The 15,969-nt window shown below is 37.6% G+C and carries 23 protein-coding genes; 6 read left to right on the forward strand and 17 right to left on the reverse strand.

Annotated features, from left to right (window positions below):
- Positions 1–6: 6 nt before the first annotated feature.
- From AN214_RS19270 to AN214_RS19280, 3 genes are all read right to left on the reverse strand, one after another.
- Positions 7–696: a TraV family lipoprotein gene (locus AN214_RS19270; protein ID WP_082428637.1), complete on the reverse strand. Its 690-nt coding sequence runs from the start codon at positions 694–696 to the stop codon at positions 7–9.
- Between the two features lie 3 nt (positions 697–699).
- Entirely contained in the window at positions 700–1,428 is a 729-nt protein-coding gene (locus AN214_RS19275; RefSeq protein WP_082428638.1) for a disulfide isomerase DsbC N-terminal domain-containing protein, read from the reverse strand.
- 675 nt (positions 1,429–2,103) lie between these two features.
- The gene (locus AN214_RS19280) at positions 2,104–3,330 is read right to left on the reverse strand and encodes an RNA-guided endonuclease TnpB family protein (RefSeq protein ID WP_054981198.1); all 1,227 of its coding nucleotides are present in this window, start codon (positions 3,328–3,330) and stop codon (positions 2,104–2,106) included.
- A 38-nt stretch (positions 3,331–3,368) separates the two neighbouring features.
- Between AN214_RS19280 and tnpA the strand changes: the two genes are divergently transcribed.
- Positions 3,369–3,764, forward strand: coding sequence for an IS200/IS605 family transposase (gene tnpA / locus AN214_RS19285; protein ID WP_054981199.1), 396 nt, complete (start codon positions 3,369–3,371; stop codon positions 3,762–3,764).
- A gap of 82 nt (positions 3,765–3,846) precedes the next feature.
- Here tnpA and AN214_RS19290 read toward each other — a convergent pair whose 3' ends face one another.
- The 3 genes from AN214_RS19290 to AN214_RS19305 all read right to left on the reverse strand — a co-directional run bounded on the left by AN214_RS19290 (position 3,847) and on the right by AN214_RS19305 (position 6,119).
- Complete coding sequence (locus tag AN214_RS19290; RefSeq protein ID WP_268795518.1) at positions 3,847–5,007, reverse strand: DUF4113 domain-containing protein; 1,161 nt, start codon at positions 5,005–5,007, stop codon at positions 3,847–3,849.
- A 115-nt stretch (positions 5,008–5,122) separates the two neighbouring features.
- Positions 5,123–5,542: a LexA family transcriptional regulator gene (locus tag AN214_RS19295; protein ID WP_054981201.1), complete on the reverse strand. Its 420-nt coding sequence runs from the start codon at positions 5,540–5,542 to the stop codon at positions 5,123–5,125.
- 355 nt (positions 5,543–5,897) lie between these two features.
- Positions 5,898–6,119, reverse strand: a complete 222-nt coding sequence (locus AN214_RS19305) for a DUF2375 family protein (RefSeq protein ID WP_054981203.1) — start codon at positions 6,117–6,119, stop codon at positions 5,898–5,900.
- Between the two features lie 158 nt (positions 6,120–6,277).
- On the opposite strand from AN214_RS19305, the gene AN214_RS19310 reads away from it, so the two are divergent.
- The 4 genes from AN214_RS19310 (at position 6,278) to AN214_RS19320 (ending at position 7,990) form a co-directional block, all read left to right on the forward strand.
- Entirely contained in the window at positions 6,278–6,568 is a 291-nt protein-coding gene (locus tag AN214_RS19310; protein ID WP_054981204.1) for a hypothetical protein, read from the forward strand.
- 96 nt (positions 6,569–6,664) lie between these two features.
- The gene (locus tag AN214_RS23355; protein ID WP_152960810.1) at positions 6,665–6,946 is read left to right on the forward strand and encodes a competence protein CoiA family protein; all 282 of its coding nucleotides are present in this window, start codon (positions 6,665–6,667) and stop codon (positions 6,944–6,946) included.
- Between the two features lie 122 nt (positions 6,947–7,068).
- A complete protein-coding gene (locus AN214_RS19315) occupies positions 7,069–7,698 on the forward strand; it encodes a hypothetical protein (protein ID WP_054981205.1) in 630 nt (209 codons plus the stop codon).
- A complete protein-coding gene (locus tag AN214_RS19320) occupies positions 7,676–7,990 on the forward strand; it encodes a DNA/RNA non-specific endonuclease (protein WP_054981206.1) in 315 nt (104 codons plus the stop codon). Before AN214_RS19315 ends, AN214_RS19320 begins: the two co-directional genes overlap by 23 nt.
- A gap of 60 nt (positions 7,991–8,050) precedes the next feature.
- On the opposite strand, the gene AN214_RS19325 is transcribed toward AN214_RS19320, so the two are convergent.
- Together AN214_RS19325 and AN214_RS19330 are read right to left on the reverse strand one after the other, a co-directional pair.
- A complete protein-coding gene (locus AN214_RS19325) occupies positions 8,051–8,446 on the reverse strand; it encodes a hypothetical protein (RefSeq protein ID WP_054981207.1) in 396 nt (131 codons plus the stop codon).
- 154 nt (positions 8,447–8,600) lie between these two features.
- On the reverse strand, positions 8,601–9,065 hold the full coding sequence (locus AN214_RS19330; protein ID WP_054981208.1) for a hypothetical protein: 465 nt from the start codon (positions 9,063–9,065) through the stop codon (positions 8,601–8,603).
- A gap of 135 nt (positions 9,066–9,200) precedes the next feature.
- On the opposite strand from AN214_RS19330, the gene AN214_RS23360 reads away from it, so the two are divergent.
- Positions 9,201–9,449 (forward strand): zinc ribbon domain-containing protein, encoded by a 249-nt coding sequence (locus tag AN214_RS23360; RefSeq protein ID WP_200911147.1) that lies wholly within the window; start codon positions 9,201–9,203, stop codon positions 9,447–9,449.
- A gap of 6 nt (positions 9,450–9,455) precedes the next feature.
- Here AN214_RS23360 and AN214_RS19340 read toward each other — a convergent pair whose 3' ends face one another.
- From AN214_RS19340 to AN214_RS19380, 9 genes are all read right to left on the reverse strand, one after another.
- Positions 9,456–10,010: a hypothetical protein gene (locus tag AN214_RS19340; RefSeq protein WP_152960811.1), complete on the reverse strand. Its 555-nt coding sequence runs from the start codon at positions 10,008–10,010 to the stop codon at positions 9,456–9,458.
- Positions 10,011–10,015: 5 nt separating this feature from the next.
- On the reverse strand, positions 10,016–10,372 hold the full coding sequence (locus AN214_RS19345; protein ID WP_152960812.1) for a hypothetical protein: 357 nt from the start codon (positions 10,370–10,372) through the stop codon (positions 10,016–10,018).
- Between the two features lie 152 nt (positions 10,373–10,524).
- Positions 10,525–10,809, reverse strand: a complete 285-nt coding sequence (locus AN214_RS19350) for a hypothetical protein (RefSeq protein ID WP_054981212.1) — start codon at positions 10,807–10,809, stop codon at positions 10,525–10,527.
- Positions 10,810–10,881: 72 nt separating this feature from the next.
- Complete coding sequence (locus AN214_RS19355; protein WP_054981213.1) at positions 10,882–11,292, reverse strand: hypothetical protein; 411 nt, start codon at positions 11,290–11,292, stop codon at positions 10,882–10,884.
- Between the two features lies 1 nt (position 11,293).
- The gene (locus tag AN214_RS19360) at positions 11,294–12,697 is read right to left on the reverse strand and encodes a TraB/VirB10 family protein (protein ID WP_054981214.1); all 1,404 of its coding nucleotides are present in this window, start codon (positions 12,695–12,697) and stop codon (positions 11,294–11,296) included.
- 9 nt (positions 12,698–12,706) lie between these two features.
- Positions 12,707–13,837, reverse strand: a complete 1,131-nt coding sequence (locus AN214_RS19365) for a type-F conjugative transfer system secretin TraK (RefSeq protein ID WP_054981215.1) — start codon at positions 13,835–13,837, stop codon at positions 12,707–12,709.
- A complete protein-coding gene (locus AN214_RS19370; protein WP_054981216.1) occupies positions 13,827–14,564 on the reverse strand; it encodes a TraE/TraK family type IV conjugative transfer system protein in 738 nt (245 codons plus the stop codon). The genes AN214_RS19365 and AN214_RS19370 overlap by 11 nt, the downstream gene beginning before the upstream one ends.
- A 9-nt stretch (positions 14,565–14,573) precedes the next feature.
- Complete coding sequence (locus AN214_RS23365) at positions 14,574–14,870, reverse strand: type IV conjugative transfer system protein TraL (protein ID WP_054981217.1); 297 nt, start codon at positions 14,868–14,870, stop codon at positions 14,574–14,576.
- An 18-nt stretch (positions 14,871–14,888) separates the two neighbouring features.
- A complete protein-coding gene (locus tag AN214_RS19380) occupies positions 14,889–15,242 on the reverse strand; it encodes a hypothetical protein (protein ID WP_054981218.1) in 354 nt (117 codons plus the stop codon).
- Positions 15,243–15,969: the final 727 nt, after the last annotated feature.

The raw sequence follows: 15,969 nt of genomic DNA on the forward strand, positions 1-15,969 counted from the left end.
CCCCTATCACTGCTGCTTTGGTATTTGAGTTCGATTAATGCTGAGTGGATCAACGCCCTTCGACATTTTAGATTTACGCTTTTGAGTTGTTTTACTTTTTTGGATGACTTGGAATGGTACAACTCTGCTTGGTCTCATATCTGCTTGGTGACCAGCCACCCAACGTCTAGGTTTTAATTCAACATAAACGTAACCAGGAATATTTAAATCGCCTTCTTTATCTTCCCATGCAGATACATAGATTCGCATTGCTTGTGCTTCTTCCAAAACAGCTAAAGGTTCTGGTGCAATATCCTGTGGTACATAATTAAATGTTCGTAAATCTTCCAGCTCGTCATTATGCTGCGACTGTGAGTAATCATTGTCACTGGCAATAGCGACAATTTTTGCCTCATCATAATCTTCTGCAGTTTGCCTTCTCAGGGTTCTCCCTTCATACACGTATGTAATTTTGTTTTGGGGGTCTTCAATGAATTGCACTGGTTTTGGGCTGGTGCTTTGTATCTCTTCCTGTGAATCACCCATAAGGTGCTCAAGGTGATCTTGATTGTTAGTCAGCTCATAGACTTCCATAGGCCCTTTACATAAAGAGTTTTTTGGTTTTCCTGAGCATTGGAACTCTTCTTCTCCAACGGTGAAAACTGAACATCCTGATGTAGCCGTTACCAATGCAATTACAAATAGTTGCTTTCTCATGCCTTACTCCATTTCTAACCAGTTATCTAAATCACTAGGTATGCCATTAAGTGTTAAACCATCTGCTCTGACAAAAAATGGAGTGCCTTTACCTTCCAGTAGATTCATCACAATTAGTGAGTTATTAATTTTTGATGTGTCACACTGAGGTTTCATTTCCGTGACCAATGATGTTTTATGAAGTAGATCCATAACAGCTTTATTTTCATCTGCTGCGCAATGGAGTTTGCTAATAGTTGTTTTTGAACGCTCCCCGAAAATCGGTGCCAGTATAAAATCAAAGTGATATTTTTCTGGTGACTGCGAAACCATTTTGAACAGTGCTGTGCAAACGCCACAATTAGGGTCAACAAATATTGATGCTTGCTTTGGTATATCTTTATTTCCAAATGTTAAAATTGCTAGGTCATCTTTATTCACCCCCATTTTTTCAAGAGGAACTCTGTGTGCCGTTCTAGCTTCAGATAGGTCATCTATAGTTTTTCTAAACCATGTATCTATTAACGTACCTTGAAATACAAACCGCCCATTTTTAGAAATGAAATACGTTTCACCAGCTTTAGTCTTAACTAGCATTAACTCTTTTACTGGCAACTCTTGTATACCTTCAATATCTCCTTTCTGAGATAAAGATTGTTTTATTTCACTCTGCGATAATTGTTGGCCAGCATAAATTTGACTTGATAATAGAACTGACAAACTAACACTTAGAATTGATAATTTTTTCATCATGCACCTCTTAAGTTATGTTATTGCCAGTTTAAAGTTGCATCTTTTGTTGAAAGCCTCATTTTTATGCTGATTTCTTACTTTTTTTATGTTTATTGTCCAACGGTTGGACTTTTTAGCTTGAGCGCATCTGTCCAATGGTTGGATCTTGAGGCAGAATTTTACTAACCCATTTTTACATTAGCGTTCTTGTGGCGATTTAAAATAGATCTTACTTCTGAGTTTTGGTGATTTTAGACTTTAAACGTTTATTACCCGTATTGTTCAATATTTCAGATCACAATTCCTAGCAGTAAATGAGAAATTTTAAATTCAAGTTGGTAAGTTAGTGATCTCTGTAAAGCGCGATTTCATGGTTTTTGTAATTTGTTCTGAACTAACAGTTTCAGGTGTAAATTATGAATTTCTTAAAGGTCGCATATTCAGTTAGGTTAGATAACTCTTTAGCACTTCTTTTTGCTATTCAGTTTTCACTCGCTTTGCTTAGCATATTTTGCTCATATTGTTTTTTTGAATACGCTAATGTAGGAATAGGGGAAGGGTTGTTTTACTGCTTATCTGCCTTCTTGTTATTGTTTGGCTTAGGGATGCTTGTGATGCTTTTCTTAGACATAGCTCATGAATGTGAACTACCCAGCGACTAAAGATCACTGGGCTTCTACAGTCTAGCTTTTGAGGCTAGGCTGCTTCTTTTTTCTCAGATCCACAACCCAACTTCGACAACTCGAAGACTTTCGTTTTAATGGCTTGTTTCTGCTGAGATATGGGATATACCCTTGCGACGATTCCAGCCGCAATCAAATCTAATTCACCTGTTCTAACGATGCTTTTTGCCGACGACAAGTCGCGGTTTTGATAGGTGCCGCAAGCAGTGCAGGTGAAATATCTATCATTCAATGTAAGCACATGATGCTGTCCGCATTCAGCGCAAATGCCAGTGGATTTTTCAAAGCGCCCAATCTCATGATAGAGCTTACCTTCAAGCTCAGCTTTGTATTTTGAAAGCTGAGTAATTAAGCCCATCACGTTATCGGCGACCATACTGCCATTGAACTTTTGCATCGCTTTTACGTTTAAATCTTCAAACACTAAAATGTCATTTTCATTGGTTATCTGTCGTGAAATTTTGTGCGCAAAGTCGAGCCTTTGCCTTGAGATTCTACCGTGCAATTTATTGATGCGTTGTTTAGTTTTCTGCCAGCGATTTGAACCTTTCTTTCGTCGTGCAAGCTGACGCTGTAGTTGATTTAACTTCTCTTTTGAATGCTTTAAAAACTTAGGGTTATCGGCAACAAAGCCATCCGACCCGACCACCGTTTGTTTCGAGTTTATGTCAAATCCTGTGATGCGATTTAGCACACGCAAAGCCGTTTTACACTCAACTTCTTGAGTGATGCTGCACTCCCATTTTCCGTGGCGAAACTGAACGGTTACAGACTTAATTTTGCTCGCTAGATCACGATGCAATACGATCGGCACTTTGCCGACTTTTGGAATACTTATAGCGCCATTTTCTATGCGGATGCAGTTCGAATTGTTGACCGCTCGAAAAGAGTCATTGTGAAGCTTTTTCTTTTTGTATGATATTTTGTGCTTAGGAAAGTGCTGAACTCGACCTTTGGAGAAAGCGTTTTTTAGTGCAGTTTCTAGGTCTCTAGCTACTTGCTGAGCCGCCGCTGAATCAAAAGCCTTGATCCAGTCGAACTCTTCGAATGACTTTATTCCTTTGAGAAGCGAAGCCATGTCTTTGTAAAACAAAAACGTTTTATCATACTCATATCGACGCATATTTTCGGACAACAACAGGTTCCAAATTCCACGCGCTGTCGCGCCAAACTCAATGAGTTTGACTTCCTGTTCTGGCGTAGGATTTAGCCTGTAATTGTATCTGAGCGTCTTTTTCATACACTGTATGGACTACTGTATAAGAGTGGGTTGTCAAGATGGAATATGAAACTAAATCACACTGCAAATATTTAATAGCATTACACTTAATACTGGTTGTTAAATATAGAAAGCAATTGCTTTGCGGAGCGTTGGGGCAATTCGTCAAAGTCTCAATCGTTGAATTATCTAAAACCTCTGATTTCGCTGTAGAAGAGATTGAAATAGACAAAGATCATATTCACATTCTTATGACAATTTCACCAAAATACAGCATTTCCCAGCATGTTCGCAACATTAAACAAGCGACCAATCAAAGAATATGGAGTTTCGCACCCAGCTTGAAAAGACAATTTTGGAAGGAGAAAACTTTCTGGTCTGACGGTTATTTTACCTGTTCGGTAGGGAATGCAAGCGCTGAAACAATTAGGAAATACATTCAAGAACAGGGCTAGCGATTCATCCCAGCGACTAAAGATCACAGGGTTTTCTCGCTAAACAATCGATAAACAGGTATTGCGTAAAGTCAGTATGCAATTAGTTGACGATAACTAATTCATCCAATCGTGTTGTGTAGGATGGAGGAGCCAGGTCATCTTTTGGTTTCCAGTTATGGGAGTATCCTGCAGAAGCTATTCTAATAGCGCCCTTACCAAACTTATCATTAATACTATCCATTACTTCGGTTTGCTTTAACTTAACTTCATCGTCAGAGTTTTCTTCAAATAGATTCGTTTGAATCTGATTTGATAACACCAATTTGCTGAGAATGACTCCTGATTTTTTATATTCATACCCTGCTTTATAGAGGTGCTTTAGTGCATATAATGCGTAATTGGTTAAGTCCAACGTTTTGGAAGTTGGGTAGGGTAAATCAATCCCTATACTTTTAGAGTACTGCTTAGTATCAGAAAACGGATTTGTGCTAATGAACACTTGTATTTGTGATACAAACATTAATTGCTGACGAGCTTTCTTTGAGGCTACGGCTATATGAGTCGCAATCGACTCTTTCAACTCATTAAATTGTGTAACTGGTTTACCCATACTTCTAGAAACGCATATTTGTTCCCTTGCCATCATTGGGTCTTTTAAATCAATTGACGGGATTTTATTTAGTTCCTGGATAGTTCTTGCTAAAACGACATTAAATTTTGACTTCATTTCAATTGGACACGCTTGTTTTAGTTGAAGCGCATTATGAATACCTAATTCAGATAGTTTTGCACCAATTTTTCTGCCAACTCCCCAAACATCTGTTGTTTGCATTCTTTCAAGTGCGTAATTTATTTGCTCTTCAGTATCTAGAAAGACAACGCCATTCGTTTTATGTTTCCACTGTTTTATTTTGGCACAGTGGGAAGCTGCTTTAGCAAGCGTGCGAGTGTGACTGATTCCAATGCCGCAACCGAGTCCAAGATTGCGCTTTAAAGTACTTTGCATTTCTTGTGCATATGCTTTTACATCTTTTGTGTAGCTCGTATCTATTCGTCCGAAAGCTTCATCTACACTATAGCGCTCAGGCTCAATTAAGAAATACTCTAATTCAGTATGAAAACGATGGCTCATATCACCAAAAAATTCGAAATTACTGCCCCATAGATGCCCTTTATTCTTGTATACGTTGTTTTTAATTTTAAATGCTGCCTCTCCCATTTTTACACCGAGGTCTTTCATTGGTTGATTTCGAGCAACAATATTTCCTTGGTTGTTGAAAGCACTCCTAGCGGTACTGTCTCAAGGTTAAATTGTGGATTAAATAATTGACAGAATGAGACATATGCCGCATTGATGTCGCATAGAACCCAAAGCATTATAATTTCTTAATAACGCTAGTAACGACACCCCAAACCACACCATCCTGAAGGTTTTCTTCGGTTGAATTGATTTCGATATCTTCGTAGTCGCTGTTGTGAGAGTGGAAAGTAATTTTGCCATTTGTTCTTTGTAGTTCCTTCACTACAAACTGGCCATCTACTGTAGCTAAAACGATTTTGCCACTTTGGATTTCTACAGAACGATCGACAACAATCATTGAGTCTTCAGGTATTGTTGGAAACATACTGTTGCCAGCCACCTTAAACATAAAAGTAGAAGAGGGGCGATTGATAAGCAGCTCATCCAAACTTATAGGTTTAGATAAAAAGTCCTCACAAGGATTAGGAAAGCCACCAGCAGGCTTAAATTCGCACAACTCAATTTTGGTTGTGGAAGGTAAAATAGGACTTAACATAATACACACTAAAATACTGTTTATATGTACAGTATTTTAGTGCTTAATTTGCAATTCTTCAATTATTTGATTTTCTCTCTGAGATTGTAAAACTTGAAGATTGCTTCGAGAATTTCTGGAGTGCATTTATTATCGTTAATCAACTTTATTAATTGGTAAGGTGTAACATTCACATCCCTTAAACCTAAATGCCAATAGGGGCTAACTTGCTTCCTATCAATGGGTCGGTCTAAGTACTTTATGTTGTAGAACTCGCCATGTAAGGCTTTTCTTGCGATTAAACTTAATGATAAAGACATATTCACCTCTTCATGATAATAATTATGAACAATGCTAGCGCTTTACCTTTTCTTGATTAAGAGACTGCTCTGAATATTTCAAGCTCCCTGTCACCAAGTTTATTTACAATGTTTGGTGCACCTTCAATTACAGCTAAAATAGAAAGGTTCTTTTTAATTGAGCTTGGAATGATTGGTCTGCCATTACCTTTTACTTCAAGAAAATATACTTCGTGTTCTACTACAATAGAGTAATCCCTAGTAAATAAAACTGTGTATTCTTTTGATGAATTGGCCATTTCCATATCTCCTGTAATCAGACGGGAGTATTGTTTCAGGCAACACATTAAGCCGGGTGAAGAAAAAATAGAATATTCACAAAAAAAATAACACCGCATGTAACTTTGTGACAATACACTGTTCTAAGTTTTAAACACGCTAGAAAAGAATGGTGCCTATGAAAAATAATGTTGTTTTGGTTACTACTTCAAACTCTGATTTAGCCTTGTACCTGAATCAAGATCTAATTTGTTATTTTGACTCAAACTTTGATGGAATTGCTATAAAGCAAGTGGTTGAGACTACAGCTGAAAACCTTTCAAATTCATTAAATGTGGATTTAGTAAAGAAACCTCTTCATATTACTAAGTGTGATGAAGATTGCGTTAATGGTGAAAATGTGAATTCGTTACTATCAAGAGTTGAGAAAACTACAGATTCAAAAAGTTTAATTAAGCTTGCCTCTTGAACAACTGTCCAACGGTTGGACTTTTTACTCAAACGCATCTGTCCAACGGTTGGACTTTTAGTTTATTAGTGTTTCTGTAGGTAATGGAGTTTAGACATGAGTGTTCAATTAATACTGGCTAGAAATAACCTTGGTACCTTGGTGCATATTGATGATGTACCATCAGGGCTAGCTTGTGAATGCTATTGTCCTGATTGTGGTGCTCGGTTAGAGGCGCGAAAAGGGTCTGTGAATAGGCACCACTTTTCACATGATCAACGCGATGCGAAGTTTCAAAATTGTAGCTATGGACCTGAAACAGAGCTTCACCTTGCTTTGAAGCGATTGCTACAGCAAAAAAATGAAAGCCATCATTCCTATAGCATATTCATCCAATAAGACGGTGGTAATCAACCTCTATAGCAGTCAATTGGAAACTTGCTACCCAAGCAGTGCTTACCGTTGTGATGTTGAAACAGTTTTTCGAGGTGAGCCAATTTACTTTGAAATAAAGGTTACTCATGCAACCGGTGAAGATAAGTTGGATTTCTATTAAGGCGAACAATGTCAATGTTGTTGAAGTCTCCACTCCCAGCGATGTAAATATTGCTAATGAGACACTAGAGCAAATTTTTATGCGTTCGCATTTCAAATGGCTTTCAATAAATGTATGCAGCGATATTGGGCAAAGTATCTTTGTTAATGAAAAAGCCTTGCAGCATTCATTCATAGATGAGAACAAAAAACTCGAAAAAATTATTGAAGAGCAGAAACGGCAAATAGCTGGCAATGATAGGTGTTTATCACGACTGGCACCATCAATTGAAAGTATTGAGAAAAAAGAGCAAGACTTAACTCTCAATGAAAGGGCGTTAAAGCGTGCAGTTGCAAGATTGATTAGTCAGAAAAGAGATATACAAAAGCAAATCGATCAAAAGCATGCTGATTTGGATTTTCTACAGCAACGAGGTTTTGAAATAACTGAAATTGAAAAACAAAAAACAGAATCAAATTATCTGAACTCATTGGCTGAGAAACATTCAGAAATCATTAAGCAAAATGAGCCGTTAATGGCGTATCTCAATGATGAAATTGAAGAACTTAGAAGTAAAAAGGCTGAACTTGAAGATGCTGTTAAATCTAAGCAATGAAGTTTCAATCCCTGATGCCTTGTACAAAATTGTAGTTAAAGAAAATAAAAAATCACCGAACCCTGATGTTTTAGCTTTTATTTATCCACAAGTTGGAGCTGGCTATTTTTCCAAACATTATGATCACAAAAGATACCTTACTAGTGTTGACGAAATTGAATTACTCACGGGGCTTAACTTTTTATCTACACTTCCCGATGACATTGAAAACCGTCTAGAAAAACTAAGAGCCGAGGAAATATGGCCATATAAGAAAGAAAATATTATTGATGCATGCAGGACTAAAAAGTAGTGCGCAATAATTTAATCAGAAGGAAATACCATTGATTTTAATCAATGGTATATATGAAAATCAGCAATAACCTGCTAACTGTTGAGCATATGTACAGGTACCTTGATCTGGAAACAAGTGTAAGCTAGCTTCTTTAAAGCTTTTCCCGTGAAGTGTATTTAGCTCGATCGTAACCTTATTCTTAAAGGCTTCAAATGAAGAGTTTGAAATACCCCGATGGTAATCAAGAATAGCAAGGGCCGTATCATATAATTGAGTATCCAAAAAAATATCGTCTTCTCTTGATTGATCTGTAGAGTACATGAGCTGATCAATTTTGCTGTTGTAATTGCTTAAAAAGTCAACGTACAACGGAACTGTTTCTGAATCAAATATTACATCACCCCAAAATTTGTAAACATCAACAGTTAAATCGGAAATTTGACTATGAGAAAAGTAGTCTCTCTGTTGATACATTTTATTCTCTGCAAATCCACTAAAGTAACCCGACAACTGTGAATTATTAAGCGCATGTATCCTTAATTCATCCCATCCTGTAGGGTCGTATGGCTTAGCAAAATAGCAATCGAGACAAAACCAACCCCTATAAATGACAAGCTTAGTTTTTTGATCATTCTAAATTCCTTTTATTTGTTAATATTGAGTTTTTTGTTTTCGCGGGCCTTATCAAAAGCTCGGAAAGAATAAAAGCGTAGAGAATTCCGGTTAAAGAAAAAGAAATTAATCTATTTATTGAAATTTCTTCAAAACCAAAAGCATAAATTGATGAATATAAGATCCATAAAAAAACAGAAACATATGAATATCTTGTTATAGTCGAAGCAATCTTATCAAATAAAGGCTCATTGGAGGCCTTATTTAGAGCTAGTACTTTTACAAAATCTTTAAATACAGCGAATGTTTTTGCTACACCAAAAGTTATGAAACATAGCGAAAGTGTAATCACAACAAATGGAACAAAGATGTTGAGTTTCAACAAGAAATTAGCATCAGGTCTTGTTAAAGTTACCCAAGCTACGTACCCGAATCCTAGTAAACCAACTAAGATCCCTAACCCATTTCCTAGTTTATACATGATAATCCTTAATATCCTTATATGGAAAAAAAAGATAGTAACACTCAAACATATTGTCAAATTAGAGATTTTTAACATTTCTTTATATAACACTCATATAAGCTTCAAAGTGTTGGTCTTCCAGAACCTGCGTTGGTGTGGGCATCATATACATCTCAAACCTGCCCTGAGTGTGGTCACTCTTGCAAAGAAAATCGGATCACACGCGATGCATTCCAGTGTCAAAGCTGTGGCTTTGAGCAGCATGCTGATATTGTTGGGGCTTTAAATATAGCGGGTAGTTATATTTGCTTTGAGAAAATTAAACATAAACTTAAGAAGGGCAAACCTCGAACTGAAGAGTTTAGGTACCAAAATTGGCTGGTGGATAATTTAGAAGTCTAAAGGCTTTCACTTTCCATAGACACACATCTGATTTATATAATTCCTGAGTTTGCGCCTAATCGAGCTTTCACTCTCTGCGCTCTTCGCTTGCAGAACATCAAACGCCCCAGCTTCAAATGCAGTATCGTTTATGTATTTCAGCTTGATTCGACTTAGTTGCTTCTCTGGTAGTCTGACAATAACAATGGGCCTCATATGGAACCAGTGTTCAGAAGTGATTTCATTTATTTGGTGGAATGCTTGCTTAAAACCTGCAAGTAAGTCTGTATGGCTAGCGACGAGATTACACCTGCTTGAGAATTTTGATTGTACATTGACGTCAATATTGTGACCTATCTTTCGAATGTTAATGTTGTTTTTACTTATCTCTACAATAAGTGCTCTTTTTGTCATACGAGTATAAATGACTAACTTACTATATAGCAGCGCTGCATAAAGTGGGATAGGGGACAGCATAATTAATATTGCTGTGTATTCTGGCTTAGCATCGCCTTGATAAATGGCTTGTACCAATAATATCGTAACTAACAAAGCTGAGAGGCATAAAGCTATTCGAGCCATTACCATCACCCTTTCGCTTTAATTATGAAATTAGCAACATTGTTACCAGATTCACTTATCCAGCCTGTAAATGTTGGTGCAAATGACATAAGGGCTACATATAAAGCGATATGAATTAAGGTAATTCTAAGAACCGGGTTATGGAGTAGGTTTTGAGGTTTTTCTTCTGTTGATTTGGAACCGTGATATTTACACAATGAATTATAAAACGACAGAGATATAAATAAACTGACAAGCAGGGTTACAGCTTTTCCTAAACCTGTTGAGTAAACCTGAAGGTTTTCAGTGATCGCATTGTTGTCGAAGTTTGAGAGCCACAAAAGAAAAGCGACTCCAGCAAAAATTAAAACAATATTTCTCATAATCATTTATTAGCTGGTAAAGGATGTTCACTAGCTTAATCATTGCAATTGGTTGTGAGGTGTATTTTTAATGCTAATTTCGGTATTTTTTTTGATTAAATTAATTTTAAAAGCCGTTAACTAACGACTAACTTTTGATAAGTTTAATATGTTTACTGCGAACTCAGCATAGACTTTTGCAACATAGCTGGCGTTTCATTGGATAGAGCAAGTTTTTGATATTTGCTAGCCATTGATGAAAGTTGGTTACCGTGGTGACGCAAGAAACTCAGAGCTTCCTCTAAATCATTGTGATGTTCTTCGGTTGGTAGTTCTAAGTTTATGCGTTGTTGGAATACGGTATCAAGCAACTCTATACCGCCAATAAAGTCGTTAAACTTAGGTTTGTTAGCGCTTGTTTGATTCGCTGTTAGTAGTACAAAGTTTTCTGGTTTCATTATGATTGCCTTAATAAAAAGTGCGAGATATCAAACTATCATTATTTAGATATCTCGCTTTTTTTGGGCTTGTTATTTAAATTGGCCGTTAAAGTCTTCTAACAACGCTTCATAATCGAGTTCAGATTCAATGCCATGAATTTTGGCTTGAGCTTTTAAATCGGAGTAACTCAGTGTCGGTGTTACTGAGAGTTTTGGGGTAGTTACCACCGATTTTGTATCAATAACTAATACTCCTTTTACTTCTTTCACTCTCACTAGTAACTCTACATATTCTGCGACTTTTGCTGGTGGTATTTCTTCTTCAAGCATCGTCTTTGTGATTGCTTCGATGTCTACCACTTCAATTTTGGGCATACTTGATAAGTAGCTAACTGCATCTGATGAATAGCGCTCAATTTGTGCATCTGTATAATACATATTCACAATAAATCCGATACTCGCTGCGATTACTATTTTTGTTATCTCTCTAAGGATTTTCATATTAATCACCTAACTTTAACTTGGCGCCAGAAATAACAGCGAATGAAATTGAACGGCCCGGTGAAATCTCGATTACGGGATGTATTTGCTCAGCAAGCTCGATGTAATATTCAGCTAATCTATCCATTGCATTTGATGCACCTTGAAATACACCAGCTGCAGCAACAGAGCCATAATCGACTGTTTGCCATAAATCCTGATCACCAGGTTCTGTGTTAACTGAAAGTGAGCGTCTAGGCGCAACAGCTTGAGAAATACCACTCATAAACCCTGCAGCCATACTACCAGCAAGCAAATTACCATTTTTTGAAACAAGTCTACCTGCAATGCCTAATTTGCCATCATAATCTGACACTGCATTTGCTTGTATGGCGCTTTCCACACTTCTACCATCCTCACGAACACAGGTGATAGATTGAGCCCGAATATGTGCGCGTTCACTTGATAAGTCACCGATTGCTTGGCCGATTACATGGCATTCACGAATATCTAATGTGAAGTGATTTGGTAAAATCGCCTCTTTTTTAACGCGAATAATTACAGGCATTGGTGATTTCTTCGCAGCTAACTGAGTCGGTGCATCTAAGCCTGTTAACAGAACACCTGAAAAGAAGCTCCCTGCTGGTAGGTATACCGTACCTTCATTAGCATCCACCAGCCCACCGTCATCCTTTGTATTTTTTGGTTGCTTTACTGCTTCTTTAGGTGTCTGCTCTTTTTGTGTAATAAGAAACTCATCATGAGACTTTTCTTCAATCTCACCTGTTTTCTTGATGCTTCTAACGCTGCGCTGGGTAATAGTGCGAATGACTTTACCCTCAATTTGAGGTTTAGCGGTGACAAATGTAGCTGGCGTTCTATCGAATACGCGTTGGTCAACTTGCTCAACGGTTTCAATTGCGTTGTTGTACGCTGTCATATTGTCAGGTTGCGCGTTTCGATTAGTGTTCTTTCTTTGACCATTTGACTGCTGTCTGTTTGAAGGTGTTCTTGGCGCTTTTGCTTTCGCATTAATTTCTTGTTGGCGCTTTAAGTTTTTTAACTCCAGTGACTGTGCATCGAGGTCTTTTTGAAGTTGCTCTACCATTGCCAATACTTTTTCTTTTTCTTGATAAATTCGACGTTCACGCACTTGCAAAGCATCAGCGCTTTCTTTGTAAATCTCGTTAAACTCATCTTGATCAAGATTTGAAATTTCATTGGTATCGAATAAGCCTTTTACTCTGCCTTTGCTATCAACGCGATCTTCAGCTTTACGCTCTGCAATACGCTCTTCAAGCGGTTTAAACTCTTTACGATTGGACATGGCGTGGTAAATCGGGATTGCGAGCACACCTATGAGGCATACAACTACAAACTTTCTGAATTTAGGATCGGCCCACTGCTCTTTAAAATTAAAACTCATGTGACTCTCCTACATATTCACTACGCGAGGTCGCGAGTTGTTTTTAATAGTGCGACTTGAACCAATTGATTTGTCGCGGAGTATGTAAACCTCAGTAGCTTCACCTGGCTGTAATAGCGATTTATTGTAGATAGCGACTGCCATTACGTTACGGCTTTCACACATCTGTTCACGCATGCTATAGGGGCGCGTTGTGTTGTTTTTAACTCGTACAACATCAACAACTTCTCTCGTTCCAACAATACGCTGCATTACACGCTGCTCGATTGTAAGACCACAAGGTTGTTTCATCGCGAGTGATACATCGTGTGACAATGTAAACCCTCTTGGGATTTCACCACGACCAACTGGTTTTAAGATTTGTTTTATTCTGCTGATACGCGCTGTATCTGTTTTAAAGTTTGGTTGAATTTCAGATTGCTCAGCTTTTGCTATGGCTTCTTGCTCTTTTAAGTCAATACGATGTTTGTTTCCCTTGTATTTCATCTCCTTTGAAAGATTGATATCAAGGTTCACGATTACGGGCATAGCTTCCATAGGCACCAAAGTCACGTTGACCATTGACTCTGGCACGCCTTCTTCAAATAACATTAACGCAACCGGTTTAAGGGAGTTGATGGTGATATATAAACGTCCATCTTCTAATTCCATTACCGAGTCTTCATCATGCGTTCTTACAGCAATCATTTTAAAATTCGTAATAATTGGATTTGTAAGACCGGCAGCTACTGGGATGGCGATATTTGAGCCTGGCTCTAAATCTTTGAATTCTTGTGTTGGCTTGTATTTAGATTTCACAATTTCCAAGAAAGAGTAGGGGGTATTTGATTTAACGAGTGGTGAAGTATCCACATACCCCGGAAAATCAGATTCATCAAGCACACCCGTTTCAGTCGTTTTTGCGATATGACGCACTTCTTTATCTGTGGGTAATGTTTTCATAGCAGCAGCGTTAGCGCTGAACTGTGAATTTAGAACAGCGGAATCGAACACATCTTGTTTTGAAACAGGTTGCGGCTCAGGATTGATTAGCTGTGTAGGTAATTTAAAATCCTTCGCTGGAGATTCTTGGCTCTCATTTGCAATTGCTAATGTTGATAATCCACAACAGAGTGATAACGCGATAAGCTTAGTTTTCATTAGTTTCACCTTTATTTGCGGCTTGTTTCTCTTTCTCTTTCTCTTTCAAATCTTGAGCTGCTTCAAGCACAGCAATTTCGAGTTCCGAGTCATAATAGGGTTGTGAAGATAAATTGTCTGTCGGTGCTTGGTTTCGTGCTTCCATGGCCTGCTTACGTTTTCTTGGTGTACCTGGATATTGATCTATATGAGTAATGCGAGGTCGGCCATGACGCACTTCGATTTTGAATTCATATGACCATTTCGAATCTGACTTAGGTGTACCGTCAATAAAGGTGAGCTTTTGACCCCAGATTGTAATTAAGTCTGTTGAAGGCTCATGGATGAGGTCCTCAGCAATAAACACTTGCTTAATGCCACGCATTCGAATGACTTCGGACTGCTTTTCAAGCATTGGTTCGATTTGGAATTTAAGTAGTGGAGATAACACATTCATCAATGAACTTTTTACAAACTCCACATTTTCAGGTGTGATATTACCGATAAGCTGTGCAGTGCTGAGCGCCCATGATTGTTGATAGTTTCGGTTAGCTTTTTTACCTTGAACTGATAGTTCACCAAAGATTTGCTGTTCTGGTACTGCGATTATTTCTGCTTCTTTGAAAAATATCATCATAATCAAAACAACAACGCCTATGGATAAGCAAAAGTTTCCAACGAGTTGCAAGTTTCCTGATGCAACAGCTGCACTCCAAGATTTTCCGACTTGTGAATCTTTGAACATCATTTTATTTGCCTATCTAAAATACGTTTTTTGAATTGGGTCTACGATAGATTTTGATGGATTGGTAATGATCAACCCTTTACTCCAAGCCATGTGGCGTAGATATGACTTTGGAAATCTACTTTTTAATTTCTGAGTGATATAAATATAAATAGATGCGAATACGATAAGAATGAATGTCTTTTTGATGATCATCCCAATTGCTACCGCCAAAAATAGGGGGATTACTTGTTCTTTGGTAAACACGAATAGTATTAGCAAAGGGTCGTTAATATGTCTTTTAGCTCGATAACTATTGGGATTACTCATCACTAAAACCTCCGTTAGTTAAATTGGCAATCCGCTGGCCACAGGTAAGCCTGCAGTTAAGAAGTACTCAATTGCATCTTGTGCATTGGCAAACATCATTGCGATAATAAATGCACCACCAGCGTTGATGTAGTTTTGCTTCATGATGCCTTGGAAGGCAGCGACACCAAATGTGAATAGTGAGATGATGATGCCGGGCGCACCGGTTAACCAACCAATTACTTCTGCATAAATACCATACAAAAAGTCACCTGCAGTTGGGGCCGCGGCAATTGCACCAGCTGATAGAAACATGAGTGCTAACGTTGCCGCTTTTTTCTGTTTATTACTTAACTGGATCTTCCCAGTATTTTGCTTTGCTAAAGTCGTCATTGAAATTCCTCTCTAGATTGATTAACGAGTTTTAACTTCAATGTGATGGTAGCTTTGAGTTGATTTTTGGCTTTCTATTTTTTTTGGAGTTTTTAGGAAAAAATACACTTATAAAATAAGTTTTGATTTTGGAAAGGCTATTAAGCTTTGTTTTACTTTTGCTGAAGAACACTCTGGTTGGGTCTATTTTTCTTTTCTAGTGGAAGATGCGAAAATATGGCTATAGGTAAGGCGTCGGAAGCTTAAAATTAAAAGTCTAAAATGAACCGAAACCAGATGAAAGATTCACTATAATGTATGTAATTTGATATGAATCGTCTTGCAAGTTTTTGTAATCTTACAGTTATGCAATATCTTTTTGTGAACACAAAAGACTGCCCAAATTTTTTAGCCCTAAGATTAGACTTTCCAGTTCAAGTAATTACTATTGCAGATTGATGGTCATCTCTTAAGGTGTTATAGAGTATACCGCTAGGCTTTACACGCCTGATATATTTGGATATTTTATTAAAGGGTTACTTTGCTCCGACGACCCCCTCAGGTATAAGCCCAAATAAATTCTATGATTTTGAATCTCATTGTCCAGGTGTTCCAAAAGATTTTAAATTTGGCAGTTACAAGATGACAGCAATAGGATATGAACTGGTTTAATTGAGCCGGACACTTTAATAATGGACAATGTTCTAATATTGAGGTGTTAAATGACAAAACGTAAAAATAAATCTTA

It is taken from the genome of Pseudoalteromonas sp. P1-9 (assembly GCF_001399975.1).
In the GTDB taxonomy this organism is placed as follows: Bacteria; Pseudomonadota; Gammaproteobacteria; order Enterobacterales; family Alteromonadaceae; genus Pseudoalteromonas.